Raw genomic sequence first — 24,032 nt, 5'->3', positions numbered from 1 at the left:
GGACATGGCAGCGGAGATGCAGTACCGCTATGGCGCGCTGATCGGCTGCGGCCCGTGGAAGAAGCCGTCTGGGTCGTAGCGGCGTGCGATCTCGGCCAATCGATGGCGGTTTGCGCCGTAATATGCTGTGCGCCAGTCGGTCTGGGTCGGGTCCGGTAGATTCTGATACGTGTACGGCGAGGACCACCGGCGCAGCACCGGCTGGCAGGCGTCGATCCACGCGGACCCGCTCGCGCGCAGGTCGTCGGTGATCTCGTCGTGGGCCTCTACCACCAGACCGGCGTAGTACAGATGGTCGCGGTGCGCGAAAGCGGTGGCGTCCGACGGGATTCGATTGCACGCCCCGCCCATCGCACCCAAGTCGAGCGCGCGGATCTGATCCGCGGCTCGCCCGTCGGCGAACACGGCCAGGATCTGGTCGATGCCCTCGGCGGGGATGGGTTCGGCGACGAAGTGCCCGCGCTCGCGATGCCATCCATCGCGTGGCAGCCTCGCCTCGGGATTCGTGCCGACCCGATGTGACTGTGCGCGAGTGAGTTCCGCGCATCCCATCCACGTGCGCAGCGTGTCGTGGTAGGAATCGGTGTGCAGGAAATCCGCCTCCGGTTCCTGGCCGACCCGCTGTCGTAGATCGTCCAGCAGCGCCGGTAGCTCCGCCGGGTCGCCGAGCCACGCCCCCAGTACCAGCACGTGCGGCTGCTCGTCGGCTTCCGGCTGCTCCAGCGCGAAGCGCACATTCGACGCCAGGTCGTCGGGTGCCGACGGCGCCCAGTGCTGCCACGCGGCCCACACGCGCGCTGCGGCGGACCAGTCCCAGCTCAGGCTGTAGCTGGTGACCGGTGCCGCCGGAACTGCCTGCAGCACCAGTTCGGTGACGATGCCCAGATTGCCGCCGCCACACCCGCGCAGCGCCCAGAACAGGTCGGCATGCCGTTCGTCGTCGCAGGTCACCACGCTGCCGTCGGCGAGAACCACCTGTATCTCCCGCACCCGATCACACGTCAGCCCGTACTTGCGGGTCGCGATCCCGATACCCCCGCCTAGCGTGAGCCCGGCCAACCCGACGGTGGCACAGGTGCCCGCGGGAACCACCCAACCGCCCGGCGCGGTTTCGGCGAGCAGATCGATGGCCTGAATCCCCGCTCCCGCTCGGATCAGCGTCCCTTCGCACCGCACTCCGGCGATCCCACTGACATCGATAACCAGTCCCTCGGTGGTGGAGTAGCCCGCACAACTGTGCCCGCCGGACCGCGCGGCCACGGCAAGTGCGTGCGAGCGCGCGAACAGCACGGCCGCACGCACATCGTCCACCGTCAGGCAATAGGCCACCCCAGCGGGCCGGACCGCATCGAATTCCCGAATCTGCAAGGCACGCGCCTCGTCATATCCGCGATCCCCGGGACGCACCAGCCGCCCCGCGATCCGCCCCGCCAACCCCTGCCACGCCTCCTCACAAATGACCACCACACCGCTCTCCTCCCATACCACTGCAAACCGAAGGAGCATACGATCAGCAAATACAACCGGCCAGTGGTTTTCGAATCACCCGACCACACGGCAAGCCCGCCATACATTTCCAAAGCGTCACCACTCTGACCGCCACACTGCCTGCCGCGTTCACGGTGCCCCACAAAGCGTGCGTGTTCGGCCTTGACGAACCAGGCCAGGTCCGCGCGACATTCAGTTCCCCCGCTGTCGTGTCGGTCGGTGGCCGAGAGGTGGCGACGCCAATGTGCGTGCGCTGGTTCGGGTACTGCCGAACCGGCGGGCCGGAGGGATTCGGTGTAAGGGTCGGCGTAGTTGAGTCCGAGCTCGTAGAGCGGGTTACCCAGTAGCGAGTGCCTGGATCGGGGAATCCGGCGTTGATCACGTCCTGCGGCTCCAGACGCCGCAAGTTGTTGTCATGGAAGGCAATTCCGTCGTCGCTCGATAGCCGATGGGACCGGTTGGTGCCCGCATGACGGGCCCGTCGGCGAGTCGTTCACGGCCTGACCACCCCGCCGGGGATTCAGCAGATCGTCGACGCAGACATTGGGGTCTGCTGGCGCGGATTGATCACAGGTTCCTCGGCACCGTCGGCCATTTTCGTTCATGGCATGGTCACCTCGGGTGACGACTCGGTGTACGGCTTTGCCGCGCAACGTCTTCTGGCCGCTCGGCGGCGACTGGTGGTGATGGATCGCCGCGGATACGGGCGGTCGCCCGACATCGAGTGCAGCGATTACGCGAGCGATGCGAACGATCTGGTTGGGTTGCTCGCCCACCGTGCCGAGGGAGCCCACCCGCAGCGACCATACAGTTCGCGAGCGCACTCCCCTGGCATGCTGCTAATGGGCGAGAAGCTGCCCGGTATTCGGCATCGTCACCATTGCTCCGGCACCGCCCTGGCAACTGGCGGATTACTCGCGCCCGACCGTCCGGTGGCGTTTATCCATCTCCTCCTAGGGTAGGCCGGGGTTGCAATCGCATGATCGCACGCACCGTAAGACCGAAGCCTCAGCGAGACAAGGACTATCGCCCTTGAGTAAGGATGTCGAACACGGCGTGGTCACCGGAACCGAGGACAACATCGCCGATGCCGAACGCGAGGGCGACAGTGAACTCGCCGATCTCTTCCGTCGGGCGCAGGCCGAGAGCCGCACGGGGGCGAGAAAGACAAGCAGTTGCTGGCCACTCGCTCGCAAGGCTCTGACATCCCGGTGTCCCGGTGGTAGCCGACAGCCGACGGGCTTCGACATCATCGTTGGCCGACTCGACCAGTGCGGTACCGCCCGCCGACATCGAGTGGACCTAGCGCAGGCGCGATCATAGGTCAGGAAGGAGGTCAGCCGATGAACCGCAGCGGGCCGCCGACATCGGATATTCGTGAACTTCACCAACTACCTGTCGAGGAGTGCTGGCGACTGCTCGACAGCGTGCGGTTCGGCCGAATCATGTTCACACACAACGCCTTGCTGCCGGCTATCCGCCTCGTCGCGCACTCCGTGAGCGACCATGAGGTGATCGTGCATGCCGGTCTGGCCATCCCGCAGCTGCCCGACAACCCGGTGGTGCGCTATGAGGCCGATGCCATCGATCCGGTGAGTCGGCTCGGCTGGTGTGTCATCGTCACCGGGACCGGCGAAACCGTCACCGACACCGATGAATCGGCTCGTTACCTGGGGCAGTACCAACCCTGGTTCCCGGGCGCGCAGCACCGAATCATTCGAATACGGCCATCGGCGGTCACCGGAATCGAAGTCACCGACGAGCAGTAGCGGCTCCCGGCGAGGACCGCGCGGTCTCCTGGTTGACCTGGGCATAGCGGCGGCGGCAAGGGGTAGTTCCGGGCTGAAACGACCGGCTCGGTAGGGAGGCCCGTGTGAGCGAAGTCCCGCAGTTCCCGTTGTTCGTCGTCGTCACCCATGCCCTGAACATCCTATTTGTCACGTTGCTGATGCGCTCCGGCCTGGAGGTATTGTCCTCGCTGCCTAAGTTCTATTGGAGTGATGGTTGTCCACCGGGCCGGGAGTGGCTGCGCCTGTCGCGCAAGACTTTCGGCGGCGACTCCCGGCGCCCCTGGGTATCGCTGGACGAGGAGGAGTCCTGGCATCCGGTCATCGCTCTGCCGGGGCGGAAGAATCTCGGCCTGGGGCGGCATTGGCATTTTCTGACCGTGCAGTTCTGGGTCGCCACCGGGCTCGTCTACGTCATCATGGTCTTCGCCACCGGGTATTGGCAGTATCTGGTACCGCAACACTGGAGCATTATGCCCGAGGCGGTCCGCGATATCGGCACCTATCTGCATTTCGAACTGGCGCCGCAACTTCCGGGGCAGCCCTTCGACGCCGCTCAGAAAATTGCTTATTTCGCCGTCGTATTCGTGTTGTGCCCGATCCAAATCGCCTCCGGGGCCGCGATGTCACCGGCGGTACTGGCGCGGTATCCGCGCTACGGGCGACTGTTCGGCGGGAAGCAGGGCGCCCGCAGCATTCATTTCCTCGGGCTGTGCGCCCTGGCGGGGTTCGTGGTGGTGCACCTGTTCATGGTTGTCGTGCACGGCATTCCGAAGGAGTTCGCCAAGATCTTCTTCGGCTCCGAGGATGCCGACCGCACCCTCGCGACGGTGGTCGGATCGTTGACATTGCTCGCGATCATCATCATCCACATCCTCGCCACGGTGCTCAGCCGACGCCATCCCCGCGGCACCCAGCGACTGCTCGGCATCAGCGTGCACCGCCTCGAATATGCGTTGTCGGTCCTGGGCCGACCGCGTCAACGGTACCGCCGCCGCGATATCTCCGAATACCATCGCGTCAACGGCTATCCGCCGCCGGACGAGAACTATCGTCGCTTGGCGGCCGACTCGTTCCGGGGTTATCGGCTGCCCGTCGGCGGCCTGGTCGCGAACCCGACGACCCTCACCCTCGGTGAGTTGGCCCGCCTGGGTATGACCCGACAGATCACCAACCACAATTGCATTCAGGGCTGGAACAGTATCGCCGAATGGGGCGGGGTCCCCCTGTCGGCCCTCATCGAACTGGTGCGCCCGACGGACTCGGTCACGCACGTGGTCTTCTACGCCATGGACGACAAGGGTTTGACCGAGGGGCAGGGTCGATACGGATACTTCTACGAGGCCGTTCCCATCGCGATCGCCCGCGCACCACAGGCGCTGCTGGCAATGGAAATGAACGGAGCGCCACTACCGATCGAGCACGGCGCCCCACTACGGCTGCGGCTGGAAAACCAGCTCGGCTACAAGATGGTCAAATGGATCAAAGCCATCGAATTCGTCGACGACATCACCGAAATCGGTATGGGCCAAGGCGGATACCGCGAAGACCAACTGCATTACGCCAACGCCGCCGGCATCTGACCCGAACCGGAGCACCCATGACAGGACCGATAGAGCAGGCCGCCAACCCCACCCAGCACCACGTGGCCCGGGCCCGCACCACCGTACTGGGCGGCCGAGGACGCAACGCCGAGGCAGCCGAATTGGCCGCCGCCCAACACGACCGCGACCTCCTCGGCGCCCTACCCGCGCCGCTGGAACGCGAACTCGTCGCGATGGCAGCCGATCTGATCCGCCGCCAACCCCACGGCGAGACCCTCGACACGCTACGAACCGAATTCCACCGGCTCAGTACCCGCTGGTCCGGTCCGGACACGGCAGCCGCCGCTCGGCTGCACAGGACATGGACGGCCTGACCCGGATCACCTACACGCGTAAATTCCTCGCCGAGCACATCATCGGAGTCCCCGCCTGGCTTCCCAAGGCATATCAATTCATCATCTTCGCCAAACTGCTGGCCGACAAGTGGCCCGAGGTCGCCGCCCTGGTGACCGGGCAACCGGTCGGCGCACTGTGACCGACTTCGCCACCACCGGGTCAGGCCGAGTGTGAATGATTGTGGCGGCGGCTCCTTCTCGTCGCGAGGCCGGTGGTCCCGGGATGTCGAGCATCGGCCGGTGATCTCGAAGGGGATGCCGGTGACATTTCGGCCGCGGACGATGCACGCGCACGTCGGGTGATACCGACCGCGATCCTGATGAACGCCTCACGGAACGGGTGATGGGCGCCGGGCAGCCAGACAAGTTCGAGGGGGACCGGTGGGGCATCCGTCAGCACCCGGAAACGGACGTGTGGGTGTAGATGAAATGTGGTGGTAGACAACGGTGTTACCCCCACTCCCCGCCCCACAGCGATAGCTTCGAGCCATTCGTCGATATTCCGGGCCGTGGTGATCGTCCGATTGTTCGATGCATGCCCCCACAGGTCGGTCGTCGTCGTGCCTATGGCCCCGACGACGAGCGGTTCGGCGGCCAGGTCACGCAGGGAAAGACTTTCGCGGTCCGTCAACGGGTGTCCGACCGGCAATGCCGCCACCCGGGGCTCGGTAAGCAACAACACGCTGGCAACCCGTTCGTCGGACGGCTCGCTCCGTAGGAATGCGAGGTGGGTGTCGCCCTCGTCGAGGCCGGCCAGGGGCGTCATGGTGCGGACGAGTTCGACGTGCGCACCCGGGCACATCTCCTCGAACTCCCGCACGATTTCCGACGTGTACTCTCCCGCCGCGGTCCAGGTGAAGCCGACCCGGAGCACGGTCCGCCGTTCGCGGACGGCGTCCTCGGCCTCTTGAACGGTCGCCAGGACCCGGTGTGCGTACGGCAACAGCCGGGCTCCCGCCTCGGTCACGGTCACTTGAGAACCGGATCTGTCCACCAGCCGAGCGTCGACCAGTCGCTCGAGTTGTGCGACCGTCCGGCTCAATGCCGGTTGACTGACGGACAGCATGTTCGACGCGCGAGTGAAACTCCCCTGCTCCACGAGGGTGACCAGGGCACGCAGGTGCCGAACCTCAATTCTGCTCTCCGAAGATGCCATTTCCGCCCCCCTAGCACGCCAACCACCAGACTAGACGGCGAAGATCGGAAATACAGACCCGATTTCCGATGGCATATATATTCCGACCGGACGGTATCCAATCTCGCGAGCGCGGGACCATAGCCCATGTCCACAGCGAATAAGCTATGCGAATTCCGCATTTGACGCCTACCGGCACACGATCATACGCTCCTTACTCAAAGCGACGCGGCCCAGGCATTGAGAATTCGAGCCTCGTCACCTATTCGAGTAAACGGGGGGGTAGCGTGCGAGCCAATGACGAAAACGCCTTACGGACCGAGCTGGCAGATATCGGCCATGCTCTTGTCACCGAGCTCCGGGACGAAGGTGAAGCGGTCCAGCTGCTCGAGTCCCTGGGTTCGATAATTCCGCAGTACGACGGGAAAGTCCGGCACGATGTCACCTATCAGCCGGGATACGATCACCAGTCCTATTCACGCAGCACGAATACGATCCGAGCGCATACCGAGGCACCGGGCTGGGCCCCGGAACCGCCCCGCTACCTGGCCCTGTTCTGCCACCGGCAAGACCGGTTCGGCGGTGGCCACACCGATCTGCTCGACGGCGCGGTGCTGCGAGAACAGCTATCCCCGACGGAACTGAGCCTCATGGCCTCGACACCGATCGCCTTTCCCGGGCGAAACGAGTCGTCCACCGAGGCGCCGATGTTCCAGACGCAAGCAGACGGCCGGCTACTGTTGCGATTCAGTTTCAATCTGTTGACCAGTGGCAGTTACGAGGCAATATTGACCGGTCCGGCGCCCGACCACGCGAAACTCCCGATCGGTGCGCGCGGAGCCGCCCTCGCCGAACAGGTCGGCGAGTTGTTCGACAAATTCCGGACAAGGATTCTCATTCCCGAGAACGGCCTGCTGATATGGGATAACCACCGCCTGCTACACGCCCGGTCGGAATACTCCGACCGGGCACGCCACCTGACCAGATTCTGGCTTGCCACGATGTGAACGCCGCACACAGCGAACACAAATGAATTTCGCCACTGTCGCGGTTCTGCTGCCTACCGCCGCCTTCGCCGCGGGCTGGGTCGATTCCGTTGTGGGCGGCGGCGGGCTACTACAACTTCCGGCACTCATGATCGCGGTTCCCGGTGCACCGGTCGCCACTCTTCTCGGAACGAACAAACTGGCATCCGCGGCCGGCATGTCGATGGCCGCGCTGACCTACACCCGGCGCCTGGCGGCGGACCGCCGCATCGCATGCACGGCCGGCCTGCTCGGAATCGGCGCGGCGGCCGCCGGGGCGGCGTGCGCGGGCGCCATGCCCTCGGCGGTACTGCGGCCGATGGTTCTCATCGTCCTGACGGCGGTGCTGGCGATCGTCGTGCTGCGGCGTCGTTTCGGGGCGACCGAGCGGGCGGTACCGCGACACGCGCTACGCGCTGTCCTCGCGGTCACGGTCGCCGGGGTGGCCATCGGTTTCTACGACGGCATCCTCGGCCCGGGGACCGGAACCTTCCTCGTTCTGACGTTCGCGAGCATCGTCGGCACGGATTTCCTGCACAGCTCCGCCCTGGCGAAGATCGTCAATACCGGCACCAACGCCGGGGCACTCACGGTCTTCGCGCTGCAGGGCCATGTGATGTGGGGCGCCGGTCTCGCAATGGCGATCGCCAGTGCGGTCGGCGCACGGCTCGGCTCGATCACGACCCTGCGGCGGGGCGGCGCGTTCGTCCGCACCGTACTGATCTGCACGGCGATATCGCTGATCCTGAAGCTCGGCTATGACCAATTCCACTGAACCGCAACAAAACCCACGAGAGGGGGGTGACACGGTGACCGCTGCGACAACCCACCCGCCGGTCCGGAGTTTCCGGGCCTACACCACCAGGCACCTCGACGAGCTGACTTCGCGGGCCGGGCTCTCCGCGGCCGAGCGCCTCGCCGTCAGAGCCGTCGCGACCGTACTGCCGTTCCGCACCAACGGTTACGTTGTCGACGAGCTCATCGACTGGTCTGCCGCGCCCGATGATCCGATCTACCGGCTGGTCTTCCCTCAGGCGGACATGTTGCCGGCCGAGGACGTCGCCGTCATCGCGGATCTGTTGACCGCCAGAGCCCCTCGACCGGATATCGAGGCCGCCGCGCATGCCGTGCGCATGAGGCTCAACCCGCACCCGGCCGGGCAACGGCAGCTCAACGTACCCGAGCAGGACGACGAACGCCTGCCTGGAATGCAGCACAAGTACCGCGAGACGGTGCTCTTCTTCCCGGACCGAGGCCAAACGTGTCACGCCTACTGCACGTATTGCTTCCGCTGGGCGCAGTTCGTCGGCGAGCCCGACCTCAAGATCGCCGGTGGAAACATGGATCGGCTGGTCGGCTACGTGACCGCGCACCCGGAAGTCACCAGCGTCCTCATCACCGGCGGCGACGCGATGATCATGAGTGAGCCGGTACTGCGTCGTTACGTGGATCCGCTGCTGCGGCTGGAGCAGCTGGAGTCGATCAGGATCGGCACCAAATCCCTGGCCTACTGGCCACAGAAGTTCGTCACCGACCCGGACGCCGACGACATGCTTCAACTGTTCGAGCGCGTCCGCGCCGCCGGCAAGAACCTCGCCTTCATGGCTCACTTCAGCCACCCACGCGAGCTGGAGCCACCGGTGGTGGCCGAGGCCATGCGCCGGATCACCGGCACCGGCGCCACCATCCGCACCCAAGCACCGCTGATCCGGTCGATCAACGACGAACCTCGGATTTGGGAAACGATGTGGCGCAATCAGGTTCGGCTCGGTGCCGTGCCCTACTACATGTTCGTGGAACGAGACACCGGACCGCGGGACTACTTCGCCGTGCCGCTCACCCGCGCCTACGAAATCTTCCGGAACGCCTACAAGAACGTCTCCGGGCTGGCGCGGACCGTCCGCGGCCCGTCGATGTCGGCCACCCCCGGCAAAGTGTGCGTGGACGGACTGGTGGAGGTGAACGGCGACCAGGTCTTCCAGCTACATTTCATCCAGGCTCGCGATCCGGAGCTGGTCAACCGGCCGTTCTTCGCGAAATACGATCCGGCCGCGGTGTGGTTGGACCAGCTCACCCCCGCCTTCGCCGACCGATTCCCCTTTGAAACGGATTGATCCGACCCGGGCAGGAGAAAACCGTGAAGCGGATCTACAGCGTGAATGTATGGATAAGCGTCGGCTTCGTCATCATGTGGAGTTCCGGTTTCATCGGCGCCAGGCTGGGCGCTCACGAGGCCGGTACCTATCCGCTCCTCATGTGGCGCTTTGTGATAGCGGCGGCCATCTTGGTCGCCGTGCAACTGTTCCGTCGAACTCCGAGGATGTCCCCCCGTGACATTGTGGTACAGATTGCCGTCGGCATTCTCGGTGTGGGCGGCATAGCTCTCGGCACGGTCAAGGCAATAGAACTGGGGGTGGGCGCCGGGACAGTGGCCTTGATCGCGGCGCTACAACCCATCGTCTCCTCGGCCGTGGCAGGTCCGGTGCTCGGGGAACAGGTATCGCGTCGGCAGTGGGCCGGGTTGATTGTCGGCCTGGCCGGAGTCGCCCTGGTGGTCGGGGGCGATCTCGGCCGGCCGCATGATGCTCCGTGGTGGGCCTTCGGCCTCCCGTTCGCGGGCATGGCCGGTCTGGTCGCAGCCACCATGCTCGAGCGACGGGCAGGCGCGCACACGGACCTGACCGGCGGTTTGACCGTGCAATGCGTGGCCAGCGCCGTCCTTTTCACGGTGCTCAGCCTGGTCGCGGGCGAGGGAGCCCCGCCCGGTGACGGCACCTTCTGGCTCGCGGTGGGGTGGTTCGCGGTTTCCATTTTCGGTGGTTATGGCTTCTACTGGCTGGGTGTTCGACGGATGAGCATTGCCAGGATGACGAGCTTGATTTATCTGACACCGCCGACCATCGCGCTGTGGGCTCTTCTCATGTTCGGCGACAGAATCGCGCCACTGGCCATTGTCGGCATGGCCGTCTGCCTGCTCTCCGTGCTACTGGCTCTACAGCCGGAGAGCGAGCCGGAAAAGGTCCCGGAGCATGATCCCGCAAGCGAACTATTGAATATTCGGGAACAGTAGAGTAACCGATCGGAGCGAGCTCCCGACTCGCTCGAGAAAATATTATAATAATTTCTACGGCAGGAGTCTGCTATGGCCGAGCCTATGGCGATACAAGACGATTCCAGTACCAGCACGCTGTATTCTGCGGCCGCAACGCATTATCTTTCACCCGCCCGCCGCGATGCGGTGAAAAGGAATTGGGAAGAACGTTTCTCTCAGAGCATTTTCGCCAGAGCGGCGAACGAGGTCGGTGCGATGTCGCCCATCGAGCTCCGGGTGATCGATATCGGCAGCGGTACGGGTGATGCGCTGCGCTTGCTGGATGGCGCACTCGAAGTGTGTCCGATACCTCCTGTCGTCGAGTACCTCGGCCTGGATGTGGATCCGAGCATGCTCGATATCGCGCGTGCCGCCCATCGCGGCCGAGCCGGGGTCGGCTTTGTGCTGGCCGACGTGCGGGACGGGGTCCCCGCCCGGCCCGCCGAGCTGTATTTGTCCAGTGGTGTGCCGTACTCCCATCTCAGCCGGTCCGAACTCGAATCCGTCCTGGCCGACATCTTCCGCACGATCGTCAAGAACCGGACACGATCCGTGGTCGTCGTGGATGTCTTGGGCCGATATTCAATCGAATGGGCTCCGCACTGGGCATTCGATCAATGGACCTACGAGATGACGTTCTTCCACGGCGGCGATCGTCCTCCGCGGGCGGACATGAGCTTCTACTCCGGCAAGGAATTGGCCGCTGTAATAGCGGCGGCCGGGCAGCGATCCGCCGTGAAACCGTACAAGATCGAATTCTTCGACCGATCGATCAGCGTGGGCAGGCACACAGCGACAGGCACCTTCAGTTCGGAGGTGCGTCCGTATCGTTCTCTGGTCAATCGCTTGTTCCAGGGGGACACGACCTTCGATCTCGATGATCTTCTCTTTGTGGTTCCGCGTTACGACGCCCCGGCCGATGTAGGTCGATTCTTCACGAGTTTCGCATCCTCCTGGAACGCCTCCGTCCGCCGCTGTGCCGACACCGAACGAAATACCGGCAAGAGTGCAGAACTCCGTATTTGCCTCGCCGAGGATCTGCGGAGCCTGGAGTTCCGTTCCCAGCAAGGACTGGGCGTCGGGCATTCGCTGATCTGCCTGATCTCGGTGGACGGACGGGACGGATGAGACAGTCGTTCACGCTGGAGTGCTCCACGGTGCTCGTGGACCTCGACGGTGTCCTGGTGAACTCCATGCCCGCCATCCGAACCGCGCTCGCCGCATGGGCCGCTCGCCGCGGCCTCCCCGTGCACCAGGTGCTGGGCCTCGCGCACGGGCGAAGGACGGTGGACATCGTGCGCACGATGGTGCCCGAGCGCGACGAGGACACCGAAGTCGGGCTGATCACCGAGCTGGAGATCGACAGCTGCCGCCGGGTGCTGCCGGTCGCCGGCGCCGACCGCTTCGTCGATGCGCTCGCGGGACGCCCCTGGGCGATTGTCACCTCCGGATTGCGCGAAATATCGCTGCTGAAGTTGAAAGCGGCGGGACTGAGGACGCCCGATGTCATCGTGTCCGCGGAGGATGTCACCGCCAGCAAACCGGCACCCGAGTGCTATCTCCGCGCCGCGAGAACAATGAATACGCCGACCGCGGATTGCGTTGTCTTCGAAGACGCCCCGGCGGGCTTCGCGTCCGCTCGGGCCGCCGGCATTCGCTGCATAGGGGTGGGGCCGACCGCGGCCCACTATTCAGGGGAACTGTCGGCCAGGATCCACGACTTCACCGGGCTGAGAATGTCCGGAACCCAGGACGAGCGCCGACTCAGGCTGTCGGGCGGTGTATCAATCCCATCACGAAGGGGGAAGAAATGATCAAGAAAAAGGAAGCAGACGCACGTGCCCCGGAAGGTTCGGTAGGCGCTCGGCGCGTCGGATTCATTCGTCTGCGTCGTGCGCTGCGCAGGAGCGAGTGGAACAGACCGCCGCTGCCGCCCGAGGCCGAACCGCGGTGGCAGAGCAGCTTCGTCGAGACTGCGGTCGACCTCGACGTGGCACGCCTGCGATTGGAGGATTTCGGGTATGGCGAGCGTGAAATGAGCGCGCTCGGAAAATATCGAGACCGATGGGCATATTCGGCGCCGCATCGGCTGCTGACCACCGAGGGAGTCTCCGCTTTCCGCACCGTGTGCGAGGCGCTCGCCGACCGCGCACCCGATGACGATTACATCGTCAGTCGCCGCGTGCGAAATGCCACATCCATGTCTCGATTCATCAATGAGATGATGCACGACGAAGGACTCCTGTGCAGGGTATCCGCGATCGCAGGCGTCCCACTCGTCCCCCATCCGCTGGTGAACCCCGGCGTATGCATCAACTACTTCGATGACAAAAAGGTCCGAATAAACAAGGTCGAAGAATCACAGGTAGCGAAGTGGCATTACGACGGGATGACCTATGTCTTCGTCATGCAGCTCGCGCAACCCACCGAATTCACCGGTGGTGAACTACTCATCTACCAGGGCCACCGCGACAGGTTCCAAAAAGAGAAGAACGCTATCACCACGGACGCAGCGGCGCACCCTCAGGTTTTCCGTGCGCCGTTTACCGCGATGGGCGACACGGTGTATACCCGGGGAAGCGCGATCTGGCACGCCGTTACGCCCGTGACGACCGGAAGACGCATCAGCGCCGTGCTGTCGTTCTGGTGCCCGCTGCTGCCCCATGACGATACGAACGAGTTCTGGCATATTGCGGCCGAGGACGGCTTGTTGCCGTCGCTCGGCGGGTTCGTCAGGCTGCGCCGCGCTCAGCAGGACGCACTGGGATACTGCCGCCGCACGGGAGTCGACCTTGCCCCGGTCAGCGCCGCCGCGGCCATCCGGTCACAGCTGAGCTGACCGCAGACTTACCCGACGATAAGACCTGAGCGCGGTGGGCGGAGAATTCCCGTCGCGCTCAGATCCTTCGCTTCCGACGATTCGCGGTCATCGGCTGATCATGAAACATGGGTGCGGGTTCGCGGCGGTATCGACCATGAAAGGCATTGCGTGCTGACCACACGTAACGGAGTTGCGGCTCCCCCCTTTTTCGACGCGGCGGCCGTGCGGAGAGCCCTTCCCATGTGGAAGGCTATCCCGCTGATGGCCGAAGCCATGCGAAGATTCTCGGGCGGTCGAGTGGAACAGCCTCTTCGAACCATAACCCGCCCTCGTGGCCGTTCCGATCTTCTCGGCACCATGCCGTGCTATATCGCCGGAGGGGACGAGCTGTCCGGATTCGGCTTGAAGGCGACGATACTGAAGCCGGAAAACTCGAGGTCGAGCCTTCCGCTGCATATCGGCGTGATCATAGTGTTCGATGATCGTGGTTTTCCGATCGGCATCATCGACGCCGGGGCTGTCACCGCGATTCGTACCGCCGCGGTGACTGCCGTAGCGACGAGCCTGCTGAGCCGTGGGGACGCCACCAGTTTGGCGATATTGGGTAGCGGCGTCCAGGCGCGAAGTCACTTGGAGGCGCTGTCCTATGTTCGGCGTTTGAGGTCTGTGCGTGCCTGGAGTCCATCCGAATCCAACTTGCGCAACTTCATGGACTGGGCTCGTTTCGGTCTGTCGATCGACGTGATTCCCTCGGAGACCCCATCGGAGGCACTGCGGGGTGCCGAAATAATTTGCGCGGCCACGTCATCTCGTGAGCCCTTGATCGATCGAGGTGACCTCACCGACGGCGCTCATCTGAATTTGATAGGGGGCTCTCTCCCGGAGTATCGAGAGGCGACTTCGGCCGTAGTAGCCGAGTCGAGGGTCTATGTCGACTCGCTCGAATCGGTATTGGCCGAGTCCGAAGATATCCGCGTGCCGATCGACGAAGGTTTGATCGACAGCTCGTCGATCATCGGGGAGGTAGGGAACGTTCTGCTGGGCCGCATCGAAGGACGCCGGACCGCCGGGGAAGTGACAGTGTTCAAGTCCGTCGGGCTGGCGGTGGAGGATGTCATCTCGGGATTGGTTGTCGCCCGGTCGAAGGTATGAGCTCGACCGATGCCCAGCACCCGACCACCCGAGACATCAACCCGCTCACCTCTACTCGAGCCCAGGCCGTAATCGCCGCAGCGATCCTGCGCCGGCTCCACGCGGTCGTCACCACGACGTATCGGTCACAAAGTTACGGCCGGTACCGATGAATCAAGCGGCGCACACCGTGCGCCGTGGATTTTTCGAGAAAGGCCTGCTCACCGTGAAACTCGTCTCTCGTCTGGTCGTCGGCGCGGCGCTGGTCGCCGTCGCGATGCTGCCCGTGGCTCCGGCCCAGGCCGATATCGGTACGGGCTCGTCCGGCGGGACCGCGTCGCCCACCTCGCCCGCCGACGACGACTCCGGCGCAGCCACCGATACGGCGACCGGAACCTGTTCGGGCACAGTGGATCGCCGTGGGTTCTTCTACGCCCACACCTATCAGTACGCCTACACCTCGAACGGCACGGTCGAATCCGAGGACCACGACTTCAGCTTCGGCGGTTTCCTGAGCGATGAGGAGCACGCCCGGATCATCGGCGCCCGCCACACCAAGTGGGTGATCTACCGCGCCAAGGACTTCGACCTGGCCGTCCCGTACGTGTCAGGGGCCGGGCTGTACCTGCTGGACAAGCGGCACGACTCCGACGACCTGAACAACCCCAAGACCGACTTCAACTGGATCAAGCTCTGCGACTACTGATCTGATCGAGCACCGGCCGGTGACCCCAGGAAGTGGCGGCTGGCTACAACACAGACAGCCAGCGGAAACCACCTCCGGGGAGGCCACTTGACCGGCCCCGCCCCCTTACATTCCTGTAAAGGGCGGGGCCGGTCAAGCGGTCGTGTGACTATTTCCGCTGGCTGCCCGCAGTGTGTTTTGTGGTGGGGACGCGTGTAACCGCCTTCCCGGGTGGTGCAGGGAAGTTGCGAGAGGGGTCGGTGATTCGGTTTGTTGTGTCGTCGTTCTCCAGGTCGTCGATGAGTTGACGCGTCAGGCCGGGTGGTCCCGGCTGTCGTGCATTCCTTCGCCTGCGACAGGGTGGGGCGTGGAGCTCTGCGACACGCGGCATACAGGGTCAATCAGAAATTCGACCACGCCGTCACGGGGGCCGGAAGGAGGGACGACCACGTGCATGCCGCGGCCGGGATGCTCACCCCGCGTTCCTGGCCAGCGCCCGGATCTCACCGTCGCGCAGGCCGTAGTAGACGAGGATGAGCAGCTTGCGGGCCGCCGCGATCTTGGCGATGTTGCGCCCGCGCCGGTCGGCGATCCGGTCGCGGTCGGCGCGGATCTTGGTGGTGCCGCCGACCTGAATGGCTTCCACCAGCGCCCACCGCAACAACCGGGACCCCTGCTTGGTGATCTTTCCGCGGTGCACGGTGGTGTCGGATTCGCGGTGGCGTGGGGTCAACCCCGCCCAGGAACACAGCTGCGCGGGCCCCCGGAACCTGTCCACCTCACCGATCTCGGCCACCAGCACCGCCGCCAGCACCGGGCCGATCCCGGGCAGCTGCTGGATCGTTCGGTAACCACGGTGGCCGTCGAGCCGGGCCGCGATCCGGGTGGTGAACGTGTCGACTTCGGTGTCGAGGACATCGATCAAGTCCAGCAGCGATCTCACCCGCTGCGCGTAGACCTCGTCCAGGCGGACCTTGGCCAGTCCGGCCCGTCCCTGGACCCCGAACAGATCGGAGGCCGGGATGAGCACTCCAGCCTTGGCCAGCACGCCGTGCACCTGAGCCTTGAGCCCGGACCGCAGGTTCACCAGTTTGGCCCGGTAACGCACCAACTCCCGAAGCTCTCGGGTCGGCGGTGGCGCGATCCACGCCTCGGGCAACCGGCCCATCCGCAACAGATCCGCCAGGTCCGCGGCATCGCGCACATCGTTCTTCACCCGCCGATGCTGAAATCCCTTGACTCCCAACGGATGCGCCAGATGCACCGTGGCACCGCACTCTCGGAGCGTGTCCACCGCCCAATACCAGCCGTAACAGGCTTCCACCACCACCTCCGGCGCCGGACCGGCCTGCCGGATCTGTTCCGTCAGCACCGCCGGATCGTTGGCGATCTTGACCACCCCGATCCGGTTGCCGGCTTCGTCCAGTCGGACGATCACCGACCGGCGACGATGCAAATCAATACCCACGAACTGCTTTCCGCCATCCTCGTTCACCAGGGGCCTCCACAAACTGTGCGGAATCTGACACCCCAGCATCAGCCGAGACGCCACAGGAGCGGGAGACCCCGCCCCTTACATGGCATCAGGAATGAACTGCGATAATTCGAGTTGTCAAGGTTCGGATCGCGCAGTTGCAGGAGCACCTTTTCGGTGGGTAAGTCTATGTCGGGGTACCCGTCGCTGAAAGTTGGCGGTGACGGCTCGGGGGTCGTGGCACAGGCCGGAGCGTCGTCAGCTGCGATGTCCACAGCGAGCGGGCTTGCAGAATCCGGCCAGCCCGAAGTGTTGTGCCGATCCGCCTTTGATCGCAGCCTGGATGGCGATAGCCTGCCTCCGAGCGTTCTTTGTCCAAGGGGGTTCTCGGTATGGATCCGACTTCCGCAAAGGGTGGTCACCAACAGAAATGAATTGTCCAGACGTAGGCATGAAAGAATGGCGCAGTATCCAAGCCGTATCCGAAATATTGCCACGAGGGTGCCGTCACTGTCGACCCGGCGTGTCACCGGGTGATTCCGGTTGGGTTGATTCCAGTTGGACGAAATTTAGTAAACGGGTGTAAGGTCATGTCTGTGTCCGTTGTCACGGACGGTCGGCTCACTATCTGTTGCATCACAGCTGGTTTTCTACTTATCGGAGGAATGCCGTGCGTACTGAGAGAGATACCTGGGACATCATCAGCAGCGTGGGTGCCACCGCGCTCGGTGCCGCCGCAGCCCGGGCTATGGAGACCTCCCGGCCCGATGCGCTGGTGCGCGACGACTACGCCGCGCTGTTCGTCGCCGCGTCCGGTCATGAAGGGATGGGGCGCCTGCTCAAGGATCCCGGATCCTCGGACGAGTGGTTCCTGTCCTCGGGCATTATGGGCCTGCGCACGAAGTTCTGCGACGATCATTTCCTCGCCGCCGCCGAGGCCGGTATGCGCCAGGCGGTTATCCTGGCCGCGGGTCTGGATGTGCGGGCCTATCGACTGGCCTGGCCCGCGGGCACTGTCGTGTTCGGACTCGATCAGCCCAAGGTGCTCGAATTCAAGCGCCAGGTCCTCGACGACAACAATGCCGAGCCGGCCGCGGATCGGCGTGCGATCGCGATGGACCTGCGCGACGACTGGCCTGCCGCGCTGCTGAACGCCGGATTCGATCCGTCAGTGCCCACGTCCTGGACCGCGGAGGGCCTGTTGCCGTATCTGCCCGGCGCGGCACAGAACGTGTTGTTCGAACGGATCGAGCGGCTTTCAGCGCCCGGGAGCCGCGTGGCCCTCGACGCGCTGAGCGGTCAGGATCTGGAGAAGCTCACGAAGTTCACGGACGAGCACGTGCGCAACTCGCCGGTAGCCGAGATCGGCCTGAGCGATCTGTTCTACACCGATGAGCGTGCCGATCCGGAGGACTGGTTCGGCACTCGCGGCTGGACAGCCACCCCGGTGAGCGTCCTCGCCCTCGCGCAGCGCTACGGCCGCGAACTGCCACCGCTGCCGGAACCTTTCGGGGATCTGTTCCTCAGCTCGCCCTTCGTGGAGATCGTCAAGCCACTCACAACACCCGCGCCATGACGTAGTCCGCAACGAGAACCCCGGCATCGTCCCATCGCACCGCACCGACACGGCGGGCCCGTGCGTAGGCTGAACAGATGACAGCGATGCTCCTGCTCGCGGGTTCAACCGCCGGGTGGGCGGGCTGTGGTTGCACCTCGGGCACGGTCCACTGATCTTACTGACGCGGCTGTTCGGAGGCATCGCCGCATGGATAGCCGGACATTTGACCTACGCGTACCGTGACGGCGTGTGGCGGTCCCGGCTGGCCTTGCAGATCTTCAGGCTCCCTGGACTGCAAGCTGTCCGACCCGCGACCATGTAGGGCACCGGCCTGACAGCCGGGAACAACCCAATGATGCTGGTCCGTACCAGCCGGAGCGGTCTGCTCGGTCACGATCAAACTGGCGTTCGAAACAGCATCGCCAGCGGACATCCGGCGATCCGCTGCACACGAAGATTGTGCGTCGTTTGTGAGTGTTCTCGGCGGTATTCGCCGACAAATACAGTAAGCGCCCTGGGTGTTGGTCCGATCACGTGCTGGACGGCCCCATCAGTGAGTTCGAGCCTGCTTGTGGTTGGGGCGACAGGGCCGCAAGCATTTTGAGCAGCAAGGGTATACGTCGCTGGTTGATCTCGGGGTGTTGTTCTCGCAGGGGGTGCTGGAACGCTTCGGCGTCGAACAGGTCGACGATCATGAATACGAGCGTGGCGAAGTCGCCGGGGGCGAGATCGAGGTTATGGCCGACGAGTTGTTGTGCGGCCTCGATCATTTCGGGCGCGACATCGGTCATCGTCCGCCGCATGTGCTCGCGTAGCGCGGTGTCGGTGCGGGCGGCGTTGGTCAGTTCCAGGACGACGGTGTGGGTCGGATGGCCGGCCAGCTCCCGCAGCACCTGCAGCGTGGTCTCGAGGGTGCCGCGGCCGTCGTGCCCGGCCACCTCGCGGACGCGGGCGACCACGAGCCGGGTATGGCGGCGGACCGTCTCACGGGCGGTGGCAGCCATGAAGTCGCTCATCGAGTCGAAATGCCGGAACAGCGCCCCGTAGGACAGGCCAGCGCGCGCAGCGATCTCGTTGACCGACGTTCGGGCGTAACCGATTTCGTCGATCGTCGCGATGCTCGCATCGAGCAGCCGGGCGATCGTCGCTTCGCGTCGCTCGCGTTGGGTCCGCCGCACCGGACCGCCCGGAGGGCAGGCGGCGGGCGTATCGGTACGTTCGGATCCAGCGTCTCCCACAGGACCAGGGTAAGCCGAGGCAAGAAAGATAGTGACTCATCACTATCTTGCCATCGCGATGTGGTGCGAGTTACAGTCCCTACTCGCCGGTAGATAGACCGACCGGTATCCGACATGGCGCCGTCACGGCCCCTGCCGCGCGGGAGTGACGAGCGAGAAAGGCAGCGAGGGAATGTGGGCGCGAAGAAAGTGGCTGGCTCTGGCGATCGTGGGGGCGGTGATGTGTTCGCCGGCGCTGGCGCCGCTCGCCTCGGCGGATCCGGGAACAGGATTCACCGGAATCGACGGCGGTGATTTCGCGGCCCGGTGGACGTCGGCGGTCGACGGCCCGCAGCCGTTTCCCGATGTCAGTGCGGATCTGGCGGTCCCGATCACCATGGACGACGGGACAGTACTCAAGGCCGACATCATTCACCCGGCAACCGGCGGTCGTCGTCCCGACACACCAAGACCGGTCATTCTCCAGATGCAAGGCTACGGCAAGATCACTATGAACCTCGCCCAGGCGATCCTGAAGATCCCCGGCGTCGAGAGCGTACTGCTGCCCTGGCTGGCCCGGTTCAACCTCCCGGGCAGTGGTTTGGACGGCCTCACCGATCTGACACAGCAATTGGATTCCGGAGCAATCCAGGCCTCGGCGCAGGACTGGGATCTGGCGAAGGCCGGCTACACGCTGGTGCAGGTCGATCTGAGGGGCACCGGTACCTCGCAGGGCCAGTGGCAGATCTTCGGTGACCGCGAACGCCGCGACACCGTGAACGTGATCGACTGGATCACCTCCCAGCCGTGGAGCAACGGCAACGTGGGCACCATGGGCAACTCGTTCACCGGTATCACCGCACTGCAAGCCGCCGACAAGAACGTGCCCGCGCTCAAGGCTGTGTTCAGCTATGTGCCCAGTGCTGACATCCTGACCGATATCGTCGCCCCGGGCGGCGGAGTCGGCGTCGGGTTCATGCCTTTCTGGTTGCTCGTGGTCAACCTGTCGAAAATGGTGCCGGACGCCGAGTCGGTCATCGCGGGCCGTTTCGATCCCGCCCAGCAACTGCAATGGCTCAAAGACCGGCTCGCCGACCCGGCCACCTTCCTCGATGTGATAGCCAACGCCTACGGGTCCACGTCGATCGACCAGTTCAACGAGAAAACCCGGGAGGTCATCGATCCGAATTCGGCGTTCCGGCGCGGGCTGCGCACCGACCTGGCCAACATCACCGCACCGACCTTCGTTGTCGGCGCCTGGTTCGACATCTTCGGCACCACCCCGACCCGCACTTTCGACGAGCTCACCCAACTGCCACTGGAGAAGAAGAAGCTCATCATGGGCGATGGCTACCACGTTGGCGCAGGTGTCGCCGGCTTCGGGCATCCCGGTATGCCGCCCCGGCTGGACGTGCTGCAACGCGCCTGGTTCGACAAGTGGCTCAAGGGAATCGACAACGGCATCGACCGGTACAGTCCCCTCACCGTCAAACAACAAGGTGGCGGCTGGACCAACGACAGGTCGTTCCCCCGGCCCGAAGCCACGTACCGGCGCATGTACCTCAACGATCGCTCGACGGGTACAGCGCAGCACGCGCTCAATGACGGCGGCCTGGCGGGGTCCGCGCAACAGGTCGGTGTGCGTGATCTGACCGTCGCTCCCGGCGTGATGAGCCTGTGCTCGCGTGATACCGCCCGCATCTCGGCCGGCGCCACATCGATCGTCGTCGCCTGCACGGAGGACTCACGAATCTGGGAAACCAACGGCTTGGCCTTCACCAGCGGCCGGGTCACCGCGCCGACCACCCTGTCCGGGCCGATCAACGTGCACCTCAACACGGTGCTCGACGCGACCGACGGCTACTGGGTCGCCACTGTCAACGACGTCGCTCCCGACGGCCGATCCCGCGAGATCAGCAGCGGCCAGCTCGTCACCTCCCTGCGCGCGATCGACGATGCGAACAGCCTGAAGTCAGCCAATGGCGACTACACCCAACCGGCCTACTACCTCGCCCTCGACCGCCGCCAAACCGTCACCCCCGGACAACCGGTCACGCTCGACGTGGCACTCACTCCCACCGACGCCGTCCTCCAACCCGGGCATCGGCTCCGCGTCGACGTCTACGCCAGCAACTTCCCGAAAGGACTACCACCGACACCGATCCTCGCCGACAGCCAGCTCAAACCCGAACACCTGAGACTGGACCCCGACGCCCCCAGCTGGGTCAACATCCCACTCAGCGCACCTATCCCCGAATAACAACCCCACCGAACACCGCGCGCCAACGCACACGGTCTCCACCATGAGCGGGCAGAGCGGGGCTCGCGCATAGCGCAGCCCCGCGAATCCCGAGGCCACCGCGTCATGACCAAAAGCACAAGGGCTGTCGCTGGACGGTGGAGGAAGAACTTCAAAGCCGCCAAAGCGCCGGTCAGCGTCGACCAGCACCGAGCCCGCATCCGGATCCCTCGACGGCGCTGGACCATCCTGCGCCTGCTCGCACCGGCCGTGCTTACCGCACTGACAACGACGCCAACACGGGTGAGCCACCGCGCGGGCTGATCGCGTTAACACTTCCGCCAATTTCAGCAGGCTCCATGTAGCGAACGGCCAGCCCAAGTCGCGGGGGCAGCACCAGGCGATCTAACTTAACAGATCCGATCACGCATCGGTTGATCGGTCTTCATCGGCCTGCCCCCGCTCCATATCAGGTCCAGAGCGTCGAACCCCTTCTCGTTGGAATCGTGGATCACTTGCCGCACATACGATTCCGACACTGCATCAGCTTCGCGATGAATCGACCGGCTGCGCCGAGGCCATCACCATCACCGCTCGACGCACCCGGATCGGTGCCTTGCTACGTCGCACGATCTGGGCCAGCCTGCAGCCCCTTTCCCCAGGCTCCGCCCTAACGAACCCATCCGGCTTGCGAGCCACCGGCATAACCACACCGCCAGCATCACCACTCATCTACCGAAGATCATCCGTCGCTCCGGGCGGCGGTTACAGCATCAAACTTCTCGGATGCGGCATAGTTAGCTCGCCGAGCCGGATGAGCCGGTCCACGGTGGTGTGATGACTGGGCGCCCTGAGCAAGCCAGTCGGGCGGGGATATCGATTAGGTCGGCGCGGATGGTTGCGGTGGTGGCCTTGGCGTGGAACAGCGAGGCGATCGCGCCGGCGGCGCGGGTGAGGTTGTAGGCCAGGCACGCCAGCTGCAGCCAGGCAGCGTTGGCCGCGAACACACCCGAAGGACAATGGGCCAGCGCCGAGCCCTTCAAATCCGCGATCACCTGCTCGATCACTGCGTGTTGCCGATGGCATTTCTCGGCGTCGACCAGCGGCAACGGCGAGTCGGTGAACACCGCGTGGAACCGGTAGGCGGCAAACAGTTCGCCCTGGCCCTGGGCGTGACCGGTGCCCAGCCGCGGCACCCGGCGCACGATCAGCCACGCGGTGACCTGACAGCGTTTCGGCTTGCCGGTGAACGCGGTGTAGCGGATGCGGGCGATCTCGGCATCGGAAATCCAGCACCGGGCATCGTCGTCCCAGATCGCGTCTGTGTATTTGATTGGTGTCCAATCATTTTCGCTGATCGAGCCGATCGCGGCGCGGATCGAGGCATTCATGCGCACCGTGACCGAGAAATGCGCGCCCAGCCCCCGGGCGGCCGCCACGATCTGCTCGGCGTAGAACGCCGAGTCCGCCCGCACCACCAACAGCCCCCTCGCGCCGGCCGAACGAGCGGTCTTGATGGCCTCGGCCACGAAACTGCCCGCGCCGCGCGCGGAGTTGACCGGCCCCCGCCGCAACCTCGCGGCCACGATCACCGGCCGCGCCAACGGAGTGGACACACACCCGATCAGCGCGTTCAACCCATTGATCTTCGAATACCCGACCCCGGCACCCTGTTTCGAGTATCCGTAGGTGCGCCGGATCGTGTCGTCGATATCGACATACGCGACGGCATCGGCGCCGGGCAGCAACGGTGAATGAGAAGCCAACGCGGGCAACACTTTCCGACATACCGCCGCCAGCTGCTGCACATGCCCGTGGGTGAACGCCCGCAGGAACGATCCCAGCGTCGACGGCGCTCGCACCCCGGCGAATGCTCTACCCATCGCGCCGTGCCGTCACCGATCCATCGCCTCGATCGTGTCCGCGCCGGCAACCATCCCGAACACCAGCGTCAGCATCTTCGCTACCAGCGACGCCCCCGCCGAATTCGGCGACGAGCGCCATCGCAGCAGGCCAGCGGCCAGTTCCGGTAGCCCGCACCGCTCGGCCAGCCGCACCACCGGCACCAAACCGGCGAACCCGATCAGGTTCGGATCATCGAACCGCGCAGACACCGCACCCTTCGACATGACAGACTTCACTTCGGAGATGCACCTTCGAACGCACTGATGTTTTCTTCGCAGTCACATCATCGCAACTCGCGGGGCATCTCCACTCTTATTCCACCGACTCCCTTGCCATTTCACCGGTGGATCCGGGCTCAGTCTTGTAGTCGGAGTTTCCTCGAGGCTGATAATGCGCAAGCGTGTCAACTCCCTGCCTCATCTCGATCCCCATATTCTCGTCAACGAAAGTAGGTCCGTTCTTCCCTCCGTCGAGCTGTGAATAAACATAAAGCGGAGCCATTGGCCCACCAGCCCGCTTCTGGTCGACGAACGTCGG

General features: G+C 64.5%; 22 protein-coding genes and 1 pseudogene. 16 read left to right on the top strand and 7 right to left on the bottom strand.

The genetic code is table 11. The features are described 5' to 3' along the window. Nucleotides 1-27 precede the first annotated feature (27 nt). On the bottom strand, nt 28-1,467 hold the full coding sequence (locus HPY32_RS30360; protein ID WP_171983120.1) for an FAD-binding oxidoreductase: 1,440 nt from the start codon (nt 1,465-1,467) through the stop codon (nt 28-30). A 629-nt stretch (nt 1,468-2,096) separates the two neighbouring features. Between HPY32_RS30360 and HPY32_RS30355 the strand changes: the two genes are divergently transcribed. From HPY32_RS30355 to HPY32_RS30335, 5 genes are all read left to right on the top strand, one after another. Next, nucleotides 2,097-2,450: an alpha/beta fold hydrolase gene (locus HPY32_RS30355; protein ID WP_156673854.1), complete on the top strand. Its 354-nt coding sequence runs from the start codon at nt 2,097-2,099 to the stop codon at nt 2,448-2,450. A 381-nt stretch (nt 2,451-2,831) separates the two neighbouring features. Beyond that, on the top strand, nt 2,832-3,257 hold the full coding sequence (locus HPY32_RS30350; protein WP_067577949.1) for a pyridoxamine 5'-phosphate oxidase family protein: 426 nt from the start codon (nt 2,832-2,834) through the stop codon (nt 3,255-3,257). Between the two features lie 104 nt (nt 3,258-3,361). Further along, nucleotides 3,362-4,858, top strand: a complete 1,497-nt coding sequence (locus HPY32_RS30345) for a molybdopterin-dependent oxidoreductase (protein WP_067577948.1) — start codon at nt 3,362-3,364, stop codon at nt 4,856-4,858. Nucleotides 4,859-4,875: 17 nt separating this feature from the next. Next, nucleotides 4,876-5,193, top strand: coding sequence for a hypothetical protein (locus HPY32_RS30340; protein ID WP_156673852.1), 318 nt, complete (start codon nt 4,876-4,878; stop codon nt 5,191-5,193). Further along, entirely contained in the window at nt 5,181-5,354 is a 174-nt protein-coding gene (locus tag HPY32_RS30335; RefSeq protein WP_156673851.1) for a hypothetical protein, read from the top strand. The genes HPY32_RS30340 and HPY32_RS30335 overlap by 13 nt, the downstream gene beginning before the upstream one ends. Nucleotides 5,355-5,374: 20 nt before the next feature. Here the strand turns inward: HPY32_RS30335 and HPY32_RS30330 are convergent, their stop codons facing one another. Together HPY32_RS30330 and HPY32_RS46635 are read right to left on the bottom strand one after the other, a co-directional pair. After that, nucleotides 5,375-6,088 carry a LysR family substrate-binding domain-containing protein gene (locus HPY32_RS30330; RefSeq protein ID WP_231951303.1) on the bottom strand — a complete coding sequence of 238 codons (714 nt, stop codon included), beginning with the start codon at nt 6,086-6,088 and terminating at the stop codon, nt 5,375-5,377. Between the two features lie 90 nt (nt 6,089-6,178). Beyond that, nucleotides 6,179-6,370, bottom strand: a pseudogene (locus HPY32_RS46635) (helix-turn-helix domain-containing protein); the annotation flags it as partial. Nucleotides 6,371-6,516: 146 nt separating this feature from the next. Here HPY32_RS46635 and HPY32_RS30325 point away from each other — a divergent pair. The 9 genes from HPY32_RS30325 (at nt 6,517) to HPY32_RS30285 (ending at nt 15,123) form a co-directional block, all read left to right on the top strand. Further along, nucleotides 6,517-7,356 (top strand): TauD/TfdA family dioxygenase, encoded by an 840-nt coding sequence (locus HPY32_RS30325; RefSeq protein WP_082870554.1) that lies wholly within the window; start codon nt 6,517-6,519, stop codon nt 7,354-7,356. Nucleotides 7,357-7,378: 22 nt separating this feature from the next. Next, nucleotides 7,379-8,149 (top strand): TSUP family transporter, encoded by a 771-nt coding sequence (locus tag HPY32_RS30320; RefSeq protein WP_067577940.1) that lies wholly within the window; start codon nt 7,379-7,381, stop codon nt 8,147-8,149. Nucleotides 8,150-8,183: 34 nt separating this feature from the next. Next, the gene (locus tag HPY32_RS30315; RefSeq protein WP_067577938.1) at nt 8,184-9,488 is read left to right on the top strand and encodes a KamA family radical SAM protein; all 1,305 of its coding nucleotides are present in this window, start codon (nt 8,184-8,186) and stop codon (nt 9,486-9,488) included. Nucleotides 9,489-9,511: 23 nt separating this feature from the next. Then, on the top strand, nt 9,512-10,444 hold the full coding sequence (locus tag HPY32_RS30310) for a DMT family transporter (RefSeq protein WP_067577936.1): 933 nt from the start codon (nt 9,512-9,514) through the stop codon (nt 10,442-10,444). 72 nt (nt 10,445-10,516) lie between these two features. Beyond that, a complete protein-coding gene (locus tag HPY32_RS30305) occupies nt 10,517-11,593 on the top strand; it encodes a class I SAM-dependent methyltransferase (protein ID WP_082870553.1) in 1,077 nt (358 codons plus the stop codon). A 29-nt stretch (nt 11,594-11,622) separates the two neighbouring features. Continuing rightward, the gene (locus tag HPY32_RS30300; protein ID WP_216676390.1) at nt 11,623-12,279 is read left to right on the top strand and encodes an HAD-IA family hydrolase; all 657 of its coding nucleotides are present in this window, start codon (nt 11,623-11,625) and stop codon (nt 12,277-12,279) included. After that, entirely contained in the window at nt 12,276-13,304 is a 1,029-nt protein-coding gene (locus HPY32_RS30295) for a 2OG-Fe(II) oxygenase (protein ID WP_067577930.1), read from the top strand. Before HPY32_RS30300 ends, HPY32_RS30295 begins: the two co-directional genes overlap by 4 nt. Nucleotides 13,305-13,415: 111 nt before the next feature. Continuing rightward, nucleotides 13,416-14,438 (top strand): ornithine cyclodeaminase family protein, encoded by a 1,023-nt coding sequence (locus tag HPY32_RS30290; protein ID WP_309247555.1) that lies wholly within the window; start codon nt 13,416-13,418, stop codon nt 14,436-14,438. A 148-nt stretch (nt 14,439-14,586) separates the two neighbouring features. Continuing rightward, on the top strand, nt 14,587-15,123 hold the full coding sequence (locus HPY32_RS30285; RefSeq protein WP_067577927.1) for a hypothetical protein: 537 nt from the start codon (nt 14,587-14,589) through the stop codon (nt 15,121-15,123). A gap of 451 nt (nt 15,124-15,574) precedes the next feature. On the opposite strand, the gene HPY32_RS30280 is transcribed toward HPY32_RS30285, so the two are convergent. After that, complete coding sequence (locus HPY32_RS30280; RefSeq protein WP_067577925.1) at nt 15,575-16,597, bottom strand: IS110 family RNA-guided transposase; 1,023 nt, start codon at nt 16,595-16,597, stop codon at nt 15,575-15,577. A gap of 649 nt (nt 16,598-17,246) precedes the next feature. Here HPY32_RS30280 and HPY32_RS30275 point away from each other — a divergent pair. Continuing rightward, nucleotides 17,247-18,152, top strand: coding sequence for an SAM-dependent methyltransferase (locus tag HPY32_RS30275; RefSeq protein WP_082870552.1), 906 nt, complete (start codon nt 17,247-17,249; stop codon nt 18,150-18,152). A 512-nt stretch (nt 18,153-18,664) separates the two neighbouring features. Here the strand turns inward: HPY32_RS30275 and HPY32_RS30270 are convergent. Continuing rightward, a complete protein-coding gene (locus tag HPY32_RS30270) occupies nt 18,665-19,372 on the bottom strand; it encodes a TetR/AcrR family transcriptional regulator (protein WP_231951302.1) in 708 nt (235 codons plus the stop codon). 220 nt (nt 19,373-19,592) lie between these two features. Here HPY32_RS30270 and HPY32_RS30265 point away from each other — a divergent pair, with 220 nt between their 5' ends. After that, nucleotides 19,593-21,611, top strand: coding sequence for a CocE/NonD family hydrolase (locus HPY32_RS30265; protein WP_067584345.1), 2,019 nt, complete (start codon nt 19,593-19,595; stop codon nt 21,609-21,611). Nucleotides 21,612-22,387: 776 nt separating this feature from the next. Here the strand turns inward: HPY32_RS30265 and HPY32_RS30260 are convergent. After that, nucleotides 22,388-23,473, bottom strand: a complete 1,086-nt coding sequence (locus HPY32_RS30260) for an IS1380 family transposase (RefSeq protein WP_197696327.1) — start codon at nt 23,471-23,473, stop codon at nt 22,388-22,390. A gap of 12 nt (nt 23,474-23,485) precedes the next feature. Further along, nucleotides 23,486-23,731: a hypothetical protein gene (locus tag HPY32_RS44060; protein WP_197696326.1), complete on the bottom strand. Its 246-nt coding sequence runs from the start codon at nt 23,729-23,731 to the stop codon at nt 23,486-23,488. Between the last annotated feature and the right edge of the window lie 301 nt (nt 23,732-24,032).

It is taken from the genome of Nocardia terpenica (assembly GCF_013186535.1).
In the GTDB taxonomy this organism is placed as follows: domain Bacteria; phylum Actinomycetota; class Actinomycetes; order Mycobacteriales; family Mycobacteriaceae; genus Nocardia; species Nocardia terpenica.
The sequence above is the reverse complement of the archived record's forward strand: the minus strand, read 5'-3'. Positions and strand labels throughout refer to the sequence as shown.

Coding starts and splice junctions, on each gene's coding strand:
- HPY32_RS30295 (WP_067577930.1), top strand. CDS start 12,276: ATGATCAAGAAAAAGGAAGCAGACGCACGTGCCCCGGAAGGTTCGGTA.
- HPY32_RS30265 (WP_067584345.1), top strand. CDS start 19,593: ATGTGTTCGCCGGCGCTGGCGCCGCTCGCCTCGGCGGATCCGGGAACA.
- HPY32_RS30285 (WP_067577927.1), top strand. CDS start 14,587: ATGAATCAAGCGGCGCACACCGTGCGCCGTGGATTTTTCGAGAAAGGC.
- HPY32_RS30320 (WP_067577940.1), top strand. CDS start 7,379: ATGAATTTCGCCACTGTCGCGGTTCTGCTGCCTACCGCCGCCTTCGCC.
- HPY32_RS30305 (WP_082870553.1), top strand. CDS start 10,517: ATGGCCGAGCCTATGGCGATACAAGACGATTCCAGTACCAGCACGCTG.
- HPY32_RS30355 (WP_156673854.1), top strand. CDS start 2,097: ATGGTCACCTCGGGTGACGACTCGGTGTACGGCTTTGCCGCGCAACGT.
- HPY32_RS30325 (WP_082870554.1), top strand. CDS start 6,517: ATGCGAATTCCGCATTTGACGCCTACCGGCACACGATCATACGCTCCT.
- HPY32_RS30340 (WP_156673852.1), top strand. CDS start 4,876: ATGACAGGACCGATAGAGCAGGCCGCCAACCCCACCCAGCACCACGTG.
- HPY32_RS30260 (WP_197696327.1), bottom strand. CDS start 23,473: ATGGGTAGAGCATTCGCCGGGGTGCGAGCGCCGTCGACGCTGGGATCG.
- HPY32_RS30350 (WP_067577949.1), top strand. CDS start 2,832: ATGAACCGCAGCGGGCCGCCGACATCGGATATTCGTGAACTTCACCAA.
- HPY32_RS30335 (WP_156673851.1), top strand. CDS start 5,181: ATGGACGGCCTGACCCGGATCACCTACACGCGTAAATTCCTCGCCGAG.